This is a genomic window from Cobetia sp. BMC6 (genome assembly GCF_029991385.1).
GTDB lineage: Bacteria > Pseudomonadota > Gammaproteobacteria > Pseudomonadales > Halomonadaceae > Cobetia.
Genome location: NZ_JAKUMF010000003.1, coordinates 446,590 through 462,079, shown reverse-complemented (window position 1 = coordinate 462,079; position 15,490 = coordinate 446,590). Strand labels below are relative to the sequence as shown.

Annotated in this window: 11 protein-coding genes; 1 reads left to right on the top strand and 10 read right to left on the bottom strand. The window is 63.5% G+C overall.

Annotation, left to right across the window (positions count from 1 at the left end):
- Positions 1 to 7: 7 nt before the first annotated feature.
- Positions 8 to 1,099, bottom strand: coding sequence for a TRAP transporter substrate-binding protein DctP (gene dctP, locus MKZ40_RS09350; RefSeq protein ID WP_175088712.1), 1,092 nt, complete (start codon positions 1,097 to 1,099; stop codon positions 8 to 10).
- Positions 1,100 to 1,771: 672 nt separating this feature from the next.
- Between dctP and MKZ40_RS09345 the strand changes: the two genes are divergently transcribed.
- On the top strand, positions 1,772 to 2,719 hold the full coding sequence (locus MKZ40_RS09345; RefSeq protein ID WP_175088713.1) for a hypothetical protein: 948 nt from the start codon (positions 1,772 to 1,774) through the stop codon (positions 2,717 to 2,719).
- 98 nt (positions 2,720 to 2,817) lie between these two features.
- On the opposite strand, the gene MKZ40_RS09340 is transcribed toward MKZ40_RS09345, so the two are convergent.
- From MKZ40_RS09340 to MKZ40_RS09300, 9 genes are all read right to left on the bottom strand, one after another.
- Positions 2,818 to 3,270, bottom strand: a complete 453-nt coding sequence (locus MKZ40_RS09340; RefSeq protein WP_043332694.1) for an Lrp/AsnC family transcriptional regulator — start codon at positions 3,268 to 3,270, stop codon at positions 2,818 to 2,820.
- 179 nt (positions 3,271 to 3,449) lie between these two features.
- On the bottom strand, positions 3,450 to 5,102 hold the full coding sequence (gene ushA / locus MKZ40_RS09335; RefSeq protein ID WP_175088714.1) for a bifunctional UDP-sugar hydrolase/5'-nucleotidase UshA: 1,653 nt from the start codon (positions 5,100 to 5,102) through the stop codon (positions 3,450 to 3,452).
- A gap of 373 nt (positions 5,103 to 5,475) precedes the next feature.
- Complete coding sequence (locus MKZ40_RS09330; RefSeq protein WP_175088715.1) at positions 5,476 to 6,906, bottom strand: solute carrier family 23 protein; 1,431 nt, start codon at positions 6,904 to 6,906, stop codon at positions 5,476 to 5,478.
- A 254-nt stretch (positions 6,907 to 7,160) separates the two neighbouring features.
- Positions 7,161 to 7,469, bottom strand: coding sequence for a putative quinol monooxygenase (locus MKZ40_RS09325; protein WP_175088716.1), 309 nt, complete (start codon positions 7,467 to 7,469; stop codon positions 7,161 to 7,163).
- A gap of 263 nt (positions 7,470 to 7,732) precedes the next feature.
- Positions 7,733 to 8,392 (bottom strand): oxygen-insensitive NAD(P)H-dependent nitroreductase NfsB, encoded by a 660-nt coding sequence (locus MKZ40_RS09320; RefSeq protein ID WP_043333519.1) that lies wholly within the window; start codon positions 8,390 to 8,392, stop codon positions 7,733 to 7,735.
- Positions 8,393 to 8,579: 187 nt separating this feature from the next.
- Positions 8,580 to 10,166: a guanine deaminase gene (gene guaD / locus MKZ40_RS09315; RefSeq protein ID WP_254627002.1), complete on the bottom strand. Its 1,587-nt coding sequence runs from the start codon at positions 10,164 to 10,166 to the stop codon at positions 8,580 to 8,582.
- A complete protein-coding gene (xdhC, locus tag MKZ40_RS09310; RefSeq protein WP_175088717.1) occupies positions 10,166 to 11,191 on the bottom strand; it encodes a xanthine dehydrogenase accessory protein XdhC in 1,026 nt (341 codons plus the stop codon). Before xdhC ends, guaD begins: the two co-directional genes overlap by 1 nt.
- On the bottom strand, positions 11,188 to 13,602 hold the full coding sequence (gene xdhB / locus MKZ40_RS09305) for a xanthine dehydrogenase molybdopterin binding subunit (RefSeq protein WP_175088718.1): 2,415 nt from the start codon (positions 13,600 to 13,602) through the stop codon (positions 11,188 to 11,190). Before xdhB ends, xdhC begins: the two co-directional genes overlap by 4 nt.
- Positions 13,580 to 15,112, bottom strand: a complete 1,533-nt coding sequence (locus MKZ40_RS09300) for an FAD binding domain-containing protein (RefSeq protein WP_175088719.1) — start codon at positions 15,110 to 15,112, stop codon at positions 13,580 to 13,582. The genes xdhB and MKZ40_RS09300 overlap by 23 nt, the downstream gene beginning before the upstream one ends.
- Positions 15,113 to 15,490: the final 378 nt, after the last annotated feature.

The following is a 15,490-nucleotide window of genomic DNA, read 5'->3' as shown; positions in this document are numbered from 1 at the left end:
TCAGCCGTCAGAGCGCCAGGAAGGTCTTCTCACTGACGGCGGCCCATTCCTTGTGCTGGTCACGGAAGGCCATGAAGGACTCGTGGACGCGCGCGGTGTCCGGATCGGCCGCCGCCATGTCGGTCAGCGTCTTCTCGGTGACTTCCTTCAGGCGCGCTACCACCTCGTCCGGCAGCGGCTGGGCGGTGACGCCTTCGTTGTCGACCAGATCATTGAGCGCCTCGGCATTCACCGACTCGCACCAGGCCTGGCTCTCGACGTTGCACGCCTGGGCGGCAGCCTTGACGATGGCCTGCAGGTCTTCGGGCAGGCCCTCCCAGGCCGCCTTGTTGATCATCAGCTCGGTAACGTTGGTCGGCTCGTGCCAGCCGGTGGTGTAGTAGTATTTGGCGGCCTTCTGCAGCCCCAGACGACGATCCTGATAGGGGCCGACGAACTCGGCGGCGTCGATGACACCGCGCTCCAGCGCCGGGAAGATCTCTCCGCCGGGCAACAGACGCACGGCTACGCCCAGTTCGGCGTAGACCTTGCCGGCCAGCCCCGGGATGCGCATCTTCAGACCCTTCAAGTCCTCGACCGTATTGATCGGCTTGCGGAACCAGCCGGTCATCTGCACGCCGGTATTGCCCATCGGGAAGGCGATCAGCCCCTTGGGGGCGTAGAGTTCATGCCACAGCTCCAGCCCGCCACCGTGATACAGCCAGGCATTCATGCCCTGGGTATTCATGCCGAAGGGCACGGTAGTGAAGTACTGGGCGGCGGGAATCTTGCCAGCCCAGAAGTAGGCATTGCCGGCGTTCATCTCCACCACGCCACTGGCGACGGCATTGAAGCCCTCCAGGGCCGGAATCAACTCACCAGCCGCGAAGTGCTGGATCTTCATGCGCCCGCCCGACATGGCCTCCACCTTGCGGCAGAAATCGGTCGGGCTGCCCGGGCCCTCGACATAGAAGGGCGAGCCCGGGCCGTAGGCATTAGTCATCTTCCATTGATAGGTCTTGTTGGATTCCGCGCGCACGATGGCGGGCGCACCCATCACGAGTCCAGCGGTTGAGGTTGCCAGTGCGGCACCCAGGAACTTGCGACGATCGAATGTCATGGGAGGATCTCCTGCGGACGGATGACCAGTAATGCCCTTGCGACAGACGGCTCTGAATGCTCTTTGTGAAAGAGTTCTCTGTCTCAAGGGGCGCCTGTACGGCATGCCGACATCGCGGCCGGCGATCTTGTTGTGTAGGTGTTTCTGCATGTTCTTGAGTAGCGATGCCTGTCATTTGTCAGCCAGAAGGCTGCCATTTGTCAGTGGGCTACACGGATGACGTTGCAAGGCATGTGCCATTTTGCGCGTAGGGATATTTGTCCTTTATTTTCAATCGACTGGATGGTGGTTTTCGGTGCTGTTTTCCGCTGATGGAGCGTGAGTGCGCCCCTGGCGTTGCCTAGGTGAGGCCGTGTCAGCGCTGATTGGCAGGGGGCAGGGCCTGACATATGTCGGAAGATGGCGCTTGTCGCGGCATTTGTTCACCGATAGCGACCTAGAGGGTGACATCTGGCTCACGAATGTGGGGTGGAAATGATCAATTGTCATGCTTGCGACCTGATGGTGCGTACGATCGATCATGGTGCATCTGGATAGGGGTGCTCGGAGTCGGTCAACCTGAGCAGGTCAATAAGAGCCGGTTCGCCCACATCGAGCCTTCATGCGAGGCACCAAAGACGACAGTCTATCGGGGCGGTGGCATCATGCGGCTTTGTCCTGATGGAGCTTTGAATGTCACCTCATGAGCCTGAAGAGCCCGCCGCCCGCTCGGTGTCTTCACCTGCCGCCTCATCCGCCTTCGTGATGAAGTCTGCCGGGCCTCGCTTGCCCGCCACGCCTGGGGCACCCGGAGGGGCGCAGGTGCCACGCATCCCGTTGGTCGCCATCCTCGTGGTGATGGCGGTGCTTGCCTGGTGGGAAATGCCGCAGCAGTGGGCGCTGGACTTCCTCGACGCCACTCTGGGCCAGGCGTTCAGTGCCTTCGCCATCGCCAAGGGCCTGAACGCGACCATCTCGGTGCTGCAGTCCTCGACCATCGACCTGCAGGTCTTTCAGGTCTCGCCCGGGGAAGCGCTGGACCCCGCCAATGACATGATCGAGCGCTTCTCGTGGGTGATGTTCGCGGCGACTGGCTCGCTGGCGCTGCAGAAGCTGCTGCTGGGCATCTCCGGTTCCGTGATCATCAAGGTATTCGCCAGCGGTACCTGCCTGCTGGCGGCACTCGGGCTGCTCACGGGCAGTCGCCAATCGGTCGATGGCGTGCATCCCAGTCAGCGCTGGTGGCAGGTAGCCATACTGCGCTTGGCTCTGTGGGGCATCGCACTGCGCTTCGCGGTGCTGAGTGTCGCGCTGGCCAGCGGCGCCGCAGGTCAGGCCTTTCTCGATGACAGCCGCGATACCCAGATGGCGCAGCTGAGCGTGACGCAGCAGCAGCTGGCGGAAGTCGCCGACAAGCAGGTAGGCGGCGCGCACGAGGAGCGCAGTTGGTGGCAGCAGTTCAAGGGCAGCATGGAAGGCTGGGTCGGCGGGCCGATCACCAGTATCACCCAGGGCTTTGATGCGATGACCGACAAGGTGATCGACCTCACCATGCTGTTCATCACCCAGACGGTGCTGTTCCCGCTGGGCTTTCTGTGGATCGCGCTACGGTTGCTGCGCGGGTTGGGAAGATTGCAGTGACGCTTGAGGTGATACTGGAGATGACGATTGAGATGACAGCCATGGCGCCGGCCGGGGCTGCGGCGTCAGAGATAGAGGCGGAGGCAGAAACAGAGACGTTATAGCCGCGCACCGCCACGCCGGTGCTTTACGCGAGTCATCAGCGACTTGCAGTCGACGGAGAGGATCTCGTCGCGATTGAAGATATGCGCGCGCACGAAGGCATCGAAGGCCTCGTAGCTGTCGGTGAGGGTGTGGATGTGCAGGCTTTTCAGGTCGCTCATGATGTAGAGGCTGACCACCTCGACGCAGGCGGAGAGCTCCTCGGCGATACGTTCGATGGCGCTGGGAGCGACGGTCAGGTCCACGAAGGTGGAGATGCCCTTGCCGAGCTTGTCGGGGTTGATGACGGCGGTGAACTGTTCGATCACGCCGCTCTCGACCAGCGCCTGGACGCGACTGCGGGCATGGGCACGTGAAATGCCGAGCTTGCGGGCGATATCGGCATAGGACATGCGACCGTCCTTGATCAGCAGGTTGAGCAGTTCACTGTCGGTGCGGTTGAGGTTCATGGGCCAGGGTCTCGATGGTCTTTGTTGTAGTGGTGCACCTGTCTTATCAAACCTGTGCGACCCGCACTTGTATAGTCCGACTTCCGCCTCTGGCGAGAATATTCCCGCTCTGAAAACGACAACGGGGCGCCAAGGCACTCCGTTGTCATGTGCATGCTGTATGACAGCAGCCTCAAGCGTCACTGATAGACGATCTCGCCCTGGGGCGCGTATACCTCGACGTCGATCGGGCTCTGCTCGGCAAGATAGGCCTTGAGCACATCGGCATCGACGAAGCCGGTATCCAGGTAACCTGGCTGGTCAGAGACCTTGGGATAGCCATCCCCGCCGGCGGCATTGAAGCTCGGAACGCTGAAGCGATATTGCGCGCTTCTGTCCAGAGGCTGGCCCTGGATCATCACGTCGGACACGCTGCCTTCTGCTCGATTTACGCGCAGGCTGATGCCGGCGAACTGGGCATAGGCGCCGGAGTCCACCGGCTGGGTCGCCACGGCATTGAGGTAGTCGAGCACCTCGCTGCCTGACATGCTGACGACCCCCACGGTGTTGCCGAAGGGCAGTACAGTCAGTACATCCTTGTAAGTGATCTCGCCCGCGGGCAGGGAGGCGCGCACGCCACCTGCGTTCATCACGCCGAAGTCGGCCTTGCCGGCCTGCATGGTGGCGGTGGCGATCAGGCGGCCCAGGTTGGTCTGGGCAAAGCGCACCACATCGCGATCACCTTCGAGCTTGCCGTTGCTCTGCGCGACCGTGACGTTGAGCTGCGCCTGGCCCTTTTCCTGATAGGGGCGCAGGAATTCGCGCAGTTCGCTGTCCTCGGCAATTTCCTCTGCGACCAGCACCTTCCTGCGCTCGCCGTTCACTTCGACGGTCTTCTTGAGATTCACCGGAATCAGCTGATAGTTGCGCATGGTCAGCTCGCCATTGCGGAACTCGTAATCGGCGCGTCCTACGTACTTGCCCCATTCATGCGCCTGCACGATGTAGGTGCCGTTCTGGCGGTCCGGCTGGCAATCATCGCCGGGCGCAAAGCCCGCCATCCGGTTGATGCCCTCCATGCAGACCGGCTCCTGGGAGTGGCCACCGACGATCATGTCCAGTTCGCCATAGGGCAGGTAACGTGCCAGCGAGACATCGCCCGGCGCATTGATGCCATGTTCGGCGTTCTGATAGTGGCCCATGTGGGTGACTGCGAAGATCAGGTCCGGCTGCTCCTGCTCGTTGAGCTGCTCGATGGCCTTGCGGGCTTCTTCCTTGGGATCGCGGAAGTCGAGTTTGCTGAAATATTCGGGATTGCCGATGCGAACGGTGTCTTCGGTGGTCAGACCGATCACCGCGATACGGACACCCTGCTCATCGAAGATCTTCCAGGGCGCGAATAGCCGCTTGCCGGTGCTCTTGTCGTAGATGTTGGCGGCCAGCATCGGGAAATCGGCCCAGTCGCGCTGCTTGAGCAGCACCTCCAGCGGGTTGTCGAATTCATGGTTGCCCACCGCCATGGCGTCGTAGCCGATGCGATTCATGCCCTTGAAGTCGGGCTCAGCCTGCTGGAGGTCGGATTCCGGCACGCCGGTGTTGATGTCGCCACCCGACAGCAGCAGCACGCTGCCGCCTGCGGATTCCACCTCGGCGCGGACACGGTCGACCAGCGTCTTGCGCGCCGACATGCCGTATTCGCCATCACTGCTTTGCCAGAAGCGACCGTGGTGATCGTTGGTATGCAGCACCGTCAGTTGATAGGTGGTGTCGGCCTGCCATTCATGGCCCGCCTGGCTGGCACAGGCACTCAGCGTACTGAGCAGTGCAGCCCCCAGCAGGGCCTTCAGCGCCATGAGCGAGTCGGGGGATGCGTTCAAGCCCGGCGCATTTGATGAGATGAGTCGAGTGTTCTTCATGAGCGATACGTTCCTTGTGTCTGGCTTTGGGGCGCAATGGCTTTGGGGCGCAATGTCGCGTCCCGATCTGAAATGCTGCTGGAAAGGGGAGTGACTGCCAGGGGGCTGAGTGTAAGGGTGTTGAGTGTGAAAGTGCTGATATGAGGAAGGTGACGATGTAACCGATGGCAAGAGTCACCGCTGTGCGAGCCTGTCTTGCCAATGTGGAGATTGGATGACCGGCACCCGAAGTGCGAACTTTCCAGACCGACATGAAAAAACCGGCCGATGATGCGCCGGTTCTTTCATGTCTCATCGCTGAGCCTGCGGGTCAGGCGTGTTCCTGGTCCGCGCTGATGCTGTCGGTGGATTCACGCTCACTCGCTCTGGGATTGAACACCTCGGCGTCTTCCATCTTCGGCAGCAGCAGCTCGGCGATGATGGCGGTCAGGCCGCCCATGGTGATCGGCGAGCGCAGCGCATCGGCGAAGGCGCCCGGAATGGCGTTCAGGACATCCGGCACCATGCCGACACCAAGCCCCAGCCCCAGGGCCAGCGCAATGATCATCATCTCGCGACGCCCGATGGGTTGCGCCATCAGGATGCGAATGCCTGACACCGCGATCAGCGCGAACATCAGCGTGGTGGTGGCACCGAGCACCGGACGCGGCATCTGGGTCAGCAGGGTGGCGATGAAGGGCGACAGCCCCAGCAGCAACAGGAAGCCGGCCACGTAGCGGCCCACATGGCGGCTGGCGATGCCGGTCAGCTGGATCACGCCGGTGTTCTGGCTGAAGGTGGTGTTGGGGAAGGTGCCGGCCAGCGCGCCGAGTGCGGAATTCAGGCCATCGCCCAGCACGCCGCCGCGCAGACGCTTCTGGTGCAGCTCATCATCCACCGCCAGACCCGAGGCGCGTGCGCTGCCGGTGAGGTCACCGACCGTCTCGATGGCGGTGATCATGAAGATGAAGGCCACCGGCAGTAAGGCGGCCAGCGAGAAATCGAAGCCGGTATTCAGGGTCGCCGGATGCGGCAGGGCCAGCAGGGCGGCATCGGCCAGCTGCGGTGCATCATAGAGGCCACCGATGGCGGCGATGATGCAGCCGACGGCCATGCCGATGAAGATGGAGGCGATTCTCAGCCACGGATGACGCGAGACCTGACAGGCCAGCACCGTGATCAGCACACAACCGGCCAGCGCCAGATTGGCGGGCGCACCGAAGTCCTCGGCGCCGAAGCCGCCGCCGATGTCCGTCATGCCGACCTGGATCAGGCTCAGGCCGATCAGCATCACCACCACGCCGGTGACCACGGGCGTGATGACCCGCTTGAGCCATGGCAGCACCGTGCCCAGTGCCATCTCGATCAGGCTGCCCGCCAGGCAGGTGCCGAACAGCACCGCCAGTACCTGCTCGTCACTGGCATTCTGCGATCGAGCGATCAACCCGGCGGTGATCAGTGCAGACACGAAGCTGAAACTGGTGCCCTGGATGCTCAACAGCCCCGAGCCGAACGGGCCGATACGCTGGGACTGGATCCAGGTGGCGACCCCGGAGACCATCAGTGCCATCGACAGCAGGCTGGCGGTGTAGGCACCGAGGCCCAGCGCGCTGGTGATGATCAATGTCGGTGCAATGATGCCGGCCAGACTGGCCAGCAGATGCTGGGCGCCAGCGAGTGCCGAGATGGGGACCGACGGGCAGCTTTCGAGGCCGAGCAGTGGTTCGTCGATCCCCTTGGAATCGGAAGAGGATTGGCTCATGTGACGCTCCTTGTTCTGCTCGCGGTGCAATAACGGAAATGGTGTCGGGCACTGGAGTGTTCAGCGCGGGCAGCCAATTATAAGCAAGATATGAACCAAGTTCAGTGCTCGTATCGATTTTTCCGTCACTTGTAGCGTGTCCCGCGGCCAGGCCCGTGTGCCAGAAACGCAAGACCCCCGCCGGGTGTGATGCCCGGCGGGGGTCTGTCTGCGCTCTCGCGGCGCCTTGTCTGAGCAAACGTACGCTCAGCGGATCAGGGCGTCAGCAGGCGCTGGATATTGAGGCTGATCTCGCCTTCGCCGAAGGTGCTCAGGAAGCCCTGGAAGTGCTCGGTGGCCACGTGGGCTTCGATGGCTTCTTCATCCCACCATTCTTCCAGTACCACGAAGTCGCCTTCCGGTACCGGCTCACCTTCCGCGACGTTCTTGTCGATCGCGAAGAATTCGTACTGCAGGCAGCCCTTGTCGGACTGGCTCTTCTCGACCAGTTCGGCGAGAGCATCGCGTGCCTTGTCCTGCTGGTCGGCGGGGAAGGTCAGTGTCGCGATAAGCTTGATGGACATGGCATGAATCCTGTCGTGGGCGTAAGAAGTGGACGTGACGGTTAGGCGAAACGAATCAGGCACGCAAGCCGGACATCGCCGCCGGGAATGCACTGCGCCGGCCTGCCTCGAAAAGGTGGCATGTCCGTCATCGGGATGCAATGCGACGGGCACGGGCAGCGACTTGCCCCCCGTGCCCGTCGTTGGCCCGCAAGGCGCGCACGTCGATGTCTTGCGGACAGCTTTCTGAACAGATCTTCAGAATCCGCTCTTGAGCGCGAGCCTTACAGGCGAGTGAAGATCTCGTCTGCCGGCAGACGGGACTTGGGCAGCTCGGCATTGAAGTCGTCAGCGGCGCGGTAACCGAGGCTCACGGCGACCAGGGCGTTGAAGCCTTTCTCGCGCAGACCGAACTCCGCATCCAGCGCCACCGGGTCGATGCCTTCCAGCGGCACCGCATCGATGTTCAGGCTGGAGGCCGCATACAGCAGGCTGCCGTAGTTGAGGTAGACCTGCTTGTCCATCCAGTGCTGCAGGTCCTTGAGGTCATGACGGTGCAGGTCGATGAACAGACGACGCGCGCCATCCATCATCGCGCTGAATTCGTCATCCTTCTTGAAGCGGCCATCAGAGGCTTCGGTGTCCAGCAGGTGGTTCAGGTAGTCGTCGTCCAGGGTGGAGCGAGTGCAGAACAGCACGACGTGAGACGCATTGGTGATCTTCGGCGAGTTGAAGGCGTACTTGTCATCGGTACCGGCGCGCGCGAAGCGCTGCTTGGCATCGTCGGATTCCAGCACCAGGAAGTGCCACGGCTGGGAATTGACGCTGGAGGCGCTCAGGCGCATCACGTTTTCCAGTTCCTGCCAGTCGGCGGCGCTGATCTTGCGTGCCGGATCGAAGGCCTTGGTGGAATAACGACGTTGCATGATGGCGGTGGGAGTCATGATGATGGTCCTCGTAGTGGCAGGCCAGTCGCTGAGCGTCCATGACCTTTTGGAAGAAGATGTCGCCATCATAGCGAGTGGATTCAGCGTTGAGTATCCGCATTGCGCGCATCTTTAAGATGAAAAAATGGCACCAATCCCGAGAATTGGTGCCATATGTCAATTGCTTGTCATCGCTGTGATGCTTTCATGGCATTAATGCTGCGGCAGGCTCTCTGGATGGCGCATCAGAAGAAGCACTCAGCATCAGGCCGTGCAGCTTGCGGCATTGGCCCGCCACATGGACTTCGCGTATCACGCGGTCGTCGCCCAGCATCATCAATGCGAACAGAACCTCCTGCAGCGATACCTGGCTGGACTGACCCCAGCGAGTGCGCCGTGCCAGCAAGGGCGTGGCGGCGGGGTCGAGCACGATGACATCGGCTTCCATGCCCGGACGCAGGTTGCCGACCTTGTCTTGCAGACGCATGGCGCGCGCATTGCCCAGCGTCAGTTGATAGAAGCCCTGCCAGGGTGTCAGCGGTTGATTGGTGCGTGACTCAAGCCCCGTCACATCATGGGCGACCGCGCCGTGAAGCTGGCCGACCTGATAGGCGGCCTTGAGGCTCTCCAGCTGACACAGGCTGGAGCCACCGCCGACATCGGTGGCGATGCTGATGTTCATGCCCATGGCGCGAGCACTGGCGCGATCGAAGAGTCCGCTGCCGAGAAACAGGTTGGAGGTCGGGCAGAAGGCGATACTGGCGCCCTGATCCGCGATGCGTTGGCGCATGCCATCGTCCAGGTGGATGCCGTGGGCGAAGGTGGTGCGCTCATGGCTCAGGCCGACATCCTCATAGACCGCCAGATAATCCTGAGCGTCGGGGAATAGCTCGGCGACCCACTTCACCTCATCGAGATTCTCGGCCAGATGGGTCTGCAGGTGCAGGTCCGGTTGGCTCTTGAGCAGTTGGCCGGCAGCCTTCAGCTGCTCGGGCGTGGAGGTCGGCGCGAAGCGCGGCGTCAGCACATAGCCAAGGCGGTCACGCCCGTGCCAGTCGGCGATCAGGCGCTCATCGTCCTTGAGCGCGGCGACTCCGGAGTCCAGCAGCTCGGGCGGGGCGTTGCGGTCCATCATCACGCGCCCGGCGTGTACGCGCATGTCGCGAGCGCGAGCGGCCCTGAACAGGGCATCGGCACTGGTGGCATGTGAGGTGGCGAACACCTGGGCACTGGTCGAACCATGACACAACAGCGCATCGAGGAAGGCATCGGCGACCTCGGCGGCATGTGCGGGGTCGGCGAAGCGCTGCTCGGCGGGGAAGGTGTAGGTGTTCAGCCAGTCGATCAGGCAGTGGCCGTAGCTTGCGATGATATCCAGCTGCGGGAAGTGCACATGGGTATCGATGAAGCCCGGCATCATCAGGCCTTCGACGTTGCGCGGCGGAGATAGGCGCATCAGCTCGCCCACGGCCTCATGTCGGGCAAGCGAGTGATGATCCCCCACGGCGACCACATGGCCTGCATGCATCACCAGCAGCGCATCGGCGTAGTATTCGACGGCGCGTGCCAGGGTCGCCGCCATGTCAGAGGCTCGTGTGTCTCCCTTGTCGTTGCCATCGCTCGAGGCCGCCTCACTCAGCATGGCGTCTCCAGGGTCAGCGACGAAATGCAGCAGTGCTCCGCGCAGCAGGCTGACGCAGGAAGCGTCCCTGGCGGCCGCGCGCAGGGCTGCCGTCAGGCGGTGCTCATCCAGGTGGCAGGCCGCAGTGTGCGACGTGTCTTGGTCAGTCATCATTCGGCCTTCTGTGTCGTTTCTGTCTGATGCATCGCGTCAGGGGCGAACTGGGCGCGCAGCTGGCGGGCACCCTGACGCGTCAGCCCATGGCTGTCCAGTGACGTGCCTTGGGCTGACGTGCTTTTTTGGAGAGACGTGCCATGTCTGGCGGCCTTGTCGGCCGAGTTCAAGGCCGCTTCGTCACTGCGCCGTGCCTCGATCTGCAGTAGCTCGGCGACGACGCCAATCGCTATTTCCTCAGGGCGTTTGCCGGGGATGCCGGGCACGCCGATCGGGCAGCGAACGCGGGCGGCCTGATGCTCCTCGAGATCGCCACGCAGGCGCTGGCGAAAGCGCGCCCACTTGCTGCTGGAACCGATCAACCCCAGCGAGGCCAGGTCATCACGCGCTGCGAGCGCGGCAATCAACACCTGGTCCTCGACATGGTCATGGGTCAATACCAGCACATGGCTGCCTGCCATCACGGGCAGCGCCTCACTGCCTGGCGCAGCTTTCCCGGTCGGCAGTTCCGTGAGGACATTGAACGTCTGACGCGCTACACGGCCCTCACAGCCTGCCGGAGTCGTGGCACTCGTGAGCTGCTCGGCGCGTGAGTCCCGCCAGTCGATCTGCCAGCCCAGCGGTGCCAGTAGCGTGACGATCGCCTGCCCGACATGGCCGGCGCCGAACAGGGCGAGGCGTGGCGCAAGCGCCGGGTACAGCTCGATCAGCACCTGCACATGGCCGCCGCAGCATTGCTGGGCATGCTGGCCGAGCGCGATCTCCTCGAGCAGGCAGCCTGACTGCCCCCGGGCCAGCTTCTCGCGGGCGCGCTCCACCACCAGCTGTTCCAGCCGACCGCCGCCGAGGCTGTCATGGAGTGTATCGGGGGTGATCAGCATCTTGCTGCCGGCCCCACGCGGGGCAGAGCCCGCCACCGTCACCACGGTGGCCAGTGCATGCGCCGTCAATGCTGCCTGGGCCTCGGCGAGCGCCTGATACCAGCGGACGGCACTCTTGTCGACATTCTTGCCGGCACTCATGACGTCACCTGCGTTGACTCTGCGCCGGGAGTGTCGTGCTGCTCCTGCCAGTCACGCTGTTCGCGCGCCGCCAGCATCACACGTTCCGGCGTGGCCGGGGTGTCCAGGCGTACCGCGCGGCGGTAGTCGGTCAGCGAGGCCAGTGCATCGCGCAGTGCCGCCCACACGCTGATGGCGAGCATGAAGGGTGGCTCGCCGACCGCCTTGGAGCGATAGATGCTGGCGGCCGAGTTGGGGTGGCCTTCCAGCAGGCGCACCTTGAGCGCACCGGCTGGCACGTCACTGATCGCCGGAATCTTGTAGGTCGCCGGGCCATCGGTGAGCAGCCGACCATCCTCGTTCCACTTGAGCTCCTCCGTCGTCAGCCAGCCCATGCCCTGCACGAAGCCGCCCTCGATCTGGCCGATGTCGATGGCCGGATTGAGCGAATCTCCGACATCATGCAGGATCTCGGCGCTTTCCAGGCGGTACTCCCCACTCAGCGTATCGACGACCACTCCGCACAGCGCTGCGCCGAAGGCGTAGTAGTAGAAGGGGTGGCCGGTGCCGCTGGCGCGATCGTAATGGATATCCGGGGTGGCATAGAAGCCCTTCTCGGACAGTGAGATGCGTTCCAGATACGCCGCCTGGATCAGCTCGCCCCAGGTCATCAGCACACCGTTCGGGCCATGCAGCTCGCCATCCGTAAGGCTCAGGCTGACGCGTGGCTGAGCGAGATGCTCGGCGGCGAAGTCGAGCAGACGCATCTTGAGGCGCAGGCAGGCATCACGCGTCGCCATGCCATTGAGGTCAGCGCCGGAGCTTGCCGCCGTCGGCGAGGTGTTGGGCACCTTGTCGGTACGGGTGGCGGTGATGCGTACCTTGTCCACGCTCAGCCCCAGTTCACGGGCCGCGACCTGGGTGATCTTGGTGTGCAGGCCCTGGCCCATCTCGGTGCCGCCGTGATTCACCTGCACGCTGCCATCGGTGTAGACATGTACCAGGGCACCTGCCTGATTGAGGTGCTTGGCGGTAAAGGATATGCCGAACTTGACCGGTGTCAGTGCCAGCCCCTTCCTGACCACCGGGTTGGCGGCATTGAAGGCGCGTATCTCGGCGCGGCGCTCCCAGTAGCGGCCGCTGTCCTCGAGCTGATCGATCAGGGTCGCCAGCAGCGGGTGCTGATTGACGTGTTGGCCATAATGCGTGGTCTCACGGCCCTCGCAGTAGAGATTGCGCTTGCGGATCTCCAGCGGGTCACGCCCCAGACGTCGGGCGATATCCTCCATCGCGGCCTCCACCGCCAACATGCCCTGAGGGCCGCCAAAACCGCGGAAGGCGGTATTGGACGCCACATTGGTGCGTGCGCGAATGCCGCGCACGTGGGCATTGCCCAGATAGTAGGCGTTGTCGGCATGGAACATGGCGCGATCGACGATGGCATCCGACAGATCCGGCGAGTGGCCGCAGTCGCCGGTCAGCTCGATGATGGCGGACTCGATGCGCCCGCTGTCATCGACGCCGAATTCATAGCGATGGTGGAAAGGATGGCGCTTGCCGGTCAGGCGCATGTCATCGCCACGTGGTAGACGCAGGCGTGCCGCGCGGCCCGTGCGGCGGGCGACCATCGCGGCCAGACAGGCCACCGGCGCGGCCTGTGTTTCCTTGCCGCCGAAGCCGCCCCCCATGCGGCGGGTCTCCACCGTGATGGCGTGGAAGGGCACTCCGAGCACCTCGGCAATCAACTTCTGGACTTCGCTGGGGTGCTGGGTGGAGCTGTGCACCAGCATCTCGTCATCCTCACCCGGCAAGGCCAGTGCGGCCTGACTTTCCAGATAGAAGTGTTCCTGACCGCCGCTTTCCAGCTCACCGCTCAATTGCCAGGCGGATCTGGCGAGCCTGGCGCTGATGCTGTCGAGATCGCCGGCGCGGCCATTGGCGAGCCGCGCCTGGGTGTGGGTCGGGCGCACCAGATCACCGCGGCTGGCCGCCTCGCGCGGGTCCAGGCACACCGGCAGGGGGGACGTTGCGACCTTGGCTAGTCGCGCCGCCTGACGTGCCGCGCGCTCGCTGTCGGCGGCGACCACGAAGAGTGCCTGACCATGATGGCTGATGATGTCACTGACCAGCAGCGGGTCGCCGGGGAAGACCGGCCCCACATCGCTGTGGCCGGGGATGTCGGCGGCGCTGAGCACGCAGACCACGCCGGGGGCACGGCGCACCGCCTCGAGATCCAGCGCCTCCAGGCTGGCGTGCGCGACCTCGCTCATGCCGATGGCCAGATGCAGCGTGCCCGCGGGCAGTGGCAGGTCATCCACATAACGCGCCGCACCGCTGACATGGCGCTGGGCGCTTTCATGCTGACGCGACTGGAGGACGGGGGCGGTCGGCGCGGCGCTGGCGTCGGACTCAAGACTGTGCAAGGTACGCATCGAGGCTCTCCAGTGACGTGAGGGAAGTCGTGGTCTGACGCTCATTCAGGATGCGCTGGGCCACGCGGGGAATCAGATGGCTGGCCGCCAGCAGGCGATACTCGCGTGAGCCGCGCACGTCACTGAGCGGTGAGAAATCGTCCTGCACCGCCTGCTCGATCTGTTGGCGAGTCTGTCCCGTCAGCCTGGCGGGAGTAAGAGATTCCAGTGCTTGCAGCGTCAGCAGTGCCTCCAGGTGCGGGGCGCGGGCCGGAACCCCGGCCATGCCGCCGAAGGCCACGCGCCAGTGCTGCGCGCGCCCGCTGGCATCACGTCGCCAGGCGAAGACACCGAGCAGGGTGGAGATGTCATCGTCACGCCGTTTGGAAAGCTTGTGCACCGCCAGTCGCTGGTTGTGCAGCGGACGCGGCAGGAAGACGGAGTGGATGATCTCGTCCGGCATCAGCTGGGTGCGCTTGTAGTCGAGGAAGTAGTCCTCGAGCTTCAGAATGCGCTCATTGTCCTGGCTCATCAGCTGGATATAGGCGTCCAGCGCGATCAGCAGCGGAGGCATGTCCCCGATGGGCGAGGCATTGCCGATATTGCCACCCAGGGTGCCACGATGACGGATCTGTTCACTGCCCAGCCGCGTGAGCAGCTCCGCGCCATCCGGGTAATGTTCCCGCAGCAGCGGCATCAGCTGGTGATAGCTGACCGCGGCCCCGATCCACCAGCCTGCCTGACCGGCGTGCTCGCCTTCCTCTATCTTGCCGAGCGCCGCGACCTGGGTGGTGTCGATCAAGGCCGGGAAGTCGCGCAGGCGCTGGGTGTGCTCCAGCATCAGGTCCGTGCCGCCGGCGATCAGCGCGGCATCCGGGCGCTCGGCGCGCAGCGCCAGTAGGGCCTGCAAGGTGACCGGCCGATAGAAGCGGCCGGCGTCTCTCTCATCATCAGGGGCGGTGTCGTGCTGTGCCTCCCCTGTGCTCACGCGAGCGTCCAGCAGGCTGGCTGGCCCGAATTCGCCTTGCAGCAGACGGTGAGCGGCCTCGCGGATCGGCCGATAGCCAGTGCAACGACACAGGTTGCCGCCCAGTGCATGGTCGATCATGGTTTCGCGCTGTCTGGCATCAATCACTTCGCCTTGATCGATCTGGCGCTGATGGCGGGCATGCAGCACCGCAAGGCTCATGGCGATGCCCGGGGTGCAGAAGCCACATTGACTGGCATGGGTGCTGACCAATGCCTGCTGCACCGCCGAGAGAGTTGGTGTCTGGCTGGCATCCGCCAGACCCTCGACGGTGATCAAGTCACAGCCGGCCAGCTGGTGGGCGGGCATCAGGCAGGCGTTGGCGGTGCTCACATTGTGGCCCGGCCCCTGCAAGGCAATGGTGCAGGCGCCGCAGTCGCCGGAGGCACAGCCTTCCTTGGTGCCGTCTTGCCCAAGTGAGGTGCGCAGCACTTCGAGTACGCTCGTTCCCGGTGCAGGTGTGGGCAGTCGGCACGCGCGCCCGTTCAAGGTGAAGTCGATCATGCGGGCATCCTGTCAGGTCGTATTGTCATTGTGGTGCCTTGTTGCGTACAGCGTACTTCCAACGCTCAAGTCCTCTGTTCTACGCTGCCGGCGGGCTGGGGCTGTCTTGCCAGCGGGCCTGTTCTATCCAGGCGACGAGCGTTGGTCTGCAGGCTGTTGTCTCTATCAATGTAACAGGTCGTATTGTGATTCCTGCAAGAATCTGACCAAATGGTCAGTGCATGTTGTGGTATTTTGTTCGCCGGTGTCTCAACGGGCTGTTTTCACTGCTGTTCCAACGCCACGTGATAGCCGCTTGACCAGAGCCTCCTGCTTGCGCACATCGTCGCTGACTGGCGAGTGAGACAGACAGGGGACTGTCGCCAAGAGACTCGAATG

What these genes read in the sequence shown, in the direction of transcription:
- MKZ40_RS09330 (WP_175088715.1), bottom strand. Translation starts at nt 6,906, where the DNA reads ATGAGCCAATCCTCTTCCGATTCCAAGGGGATCGACGAACCACTGCTC.
- MKZ40_RS09340 (WP_043332694.1), bottom strand. Translation starts at nt 3,270, where the DNA reads ATGAACCTCAACCGCACCGACAGTGAACTGCTCAACCTGCTGATCAAG.
- MKZ40_RS09300 (WP_175088719.1), bottom strand. Translation starts at nt 15,112, where the DNA reads ATGATCGACTTCACCTTGAACGGGCGCGCGTGCCGACTGCCCACACCT.
- MKZ40_RS09320 (WP_043333519.1), bottom strand. Translation starts at nt 8,392, where the DNA reads ATGACTCCCACCGCCATCATGCAACGTCGTTATTCCACCAAGGCCTTC.
- xdhB (WP_175088718.1), bottom strand. Translation starts at nt 13,602, where the DNA reads ATGCGTACCTTGCACAGTCTTGAGTCCGACGCCAGCGCCGCGCCGACC.
- guaD (WP_254627002.1), bottom strand. Translation starts at nt 10,166, where the DNA reads ATGACTGACCAAGACACGTCGCACACTGCGGCCTGCCACCTGGATGAG.
- ushA (WP_175088714.1), bottom strand. Translation starts at nt 5,102, where the DNA reads ATGGCGCTGAAGGCCCTGCTGGGGGCTGCACTGCTCAGTACGCTGAGT.
- xdhC (WP_175088717.1), bottom strand. Translation starts at nt 11,191, where the DNA reads ATGAGTGCCGGCAAGAATGTCGACAAGAGTGCCGTCCGCTGGTATCAG.
- dctP (WP_175088712.1), bottom strand. Translation starts at nt 1,099, where the DNA reads ATGACATTCGATCGTCGCAAGTTCCTGGGTGCCGCACTGGCAACCTCA.
- MKZ40_RS09345 (WP_175088713.1), top strand. Translation starts at nt 1,772, where the DNA reads ATGTCACCTCATGAGCCTGAAGAGCCCGCCGCCCGCTCGGTGTCTTCA.
- MKZ40_RS09325 (WP_175088716.1), bottom strand. Translation starts at nt 7,469, where the DNA reads ATGTCCATCAAGCTTATCGCGACACTGACCTTCCCCGCCGACCAGCAG.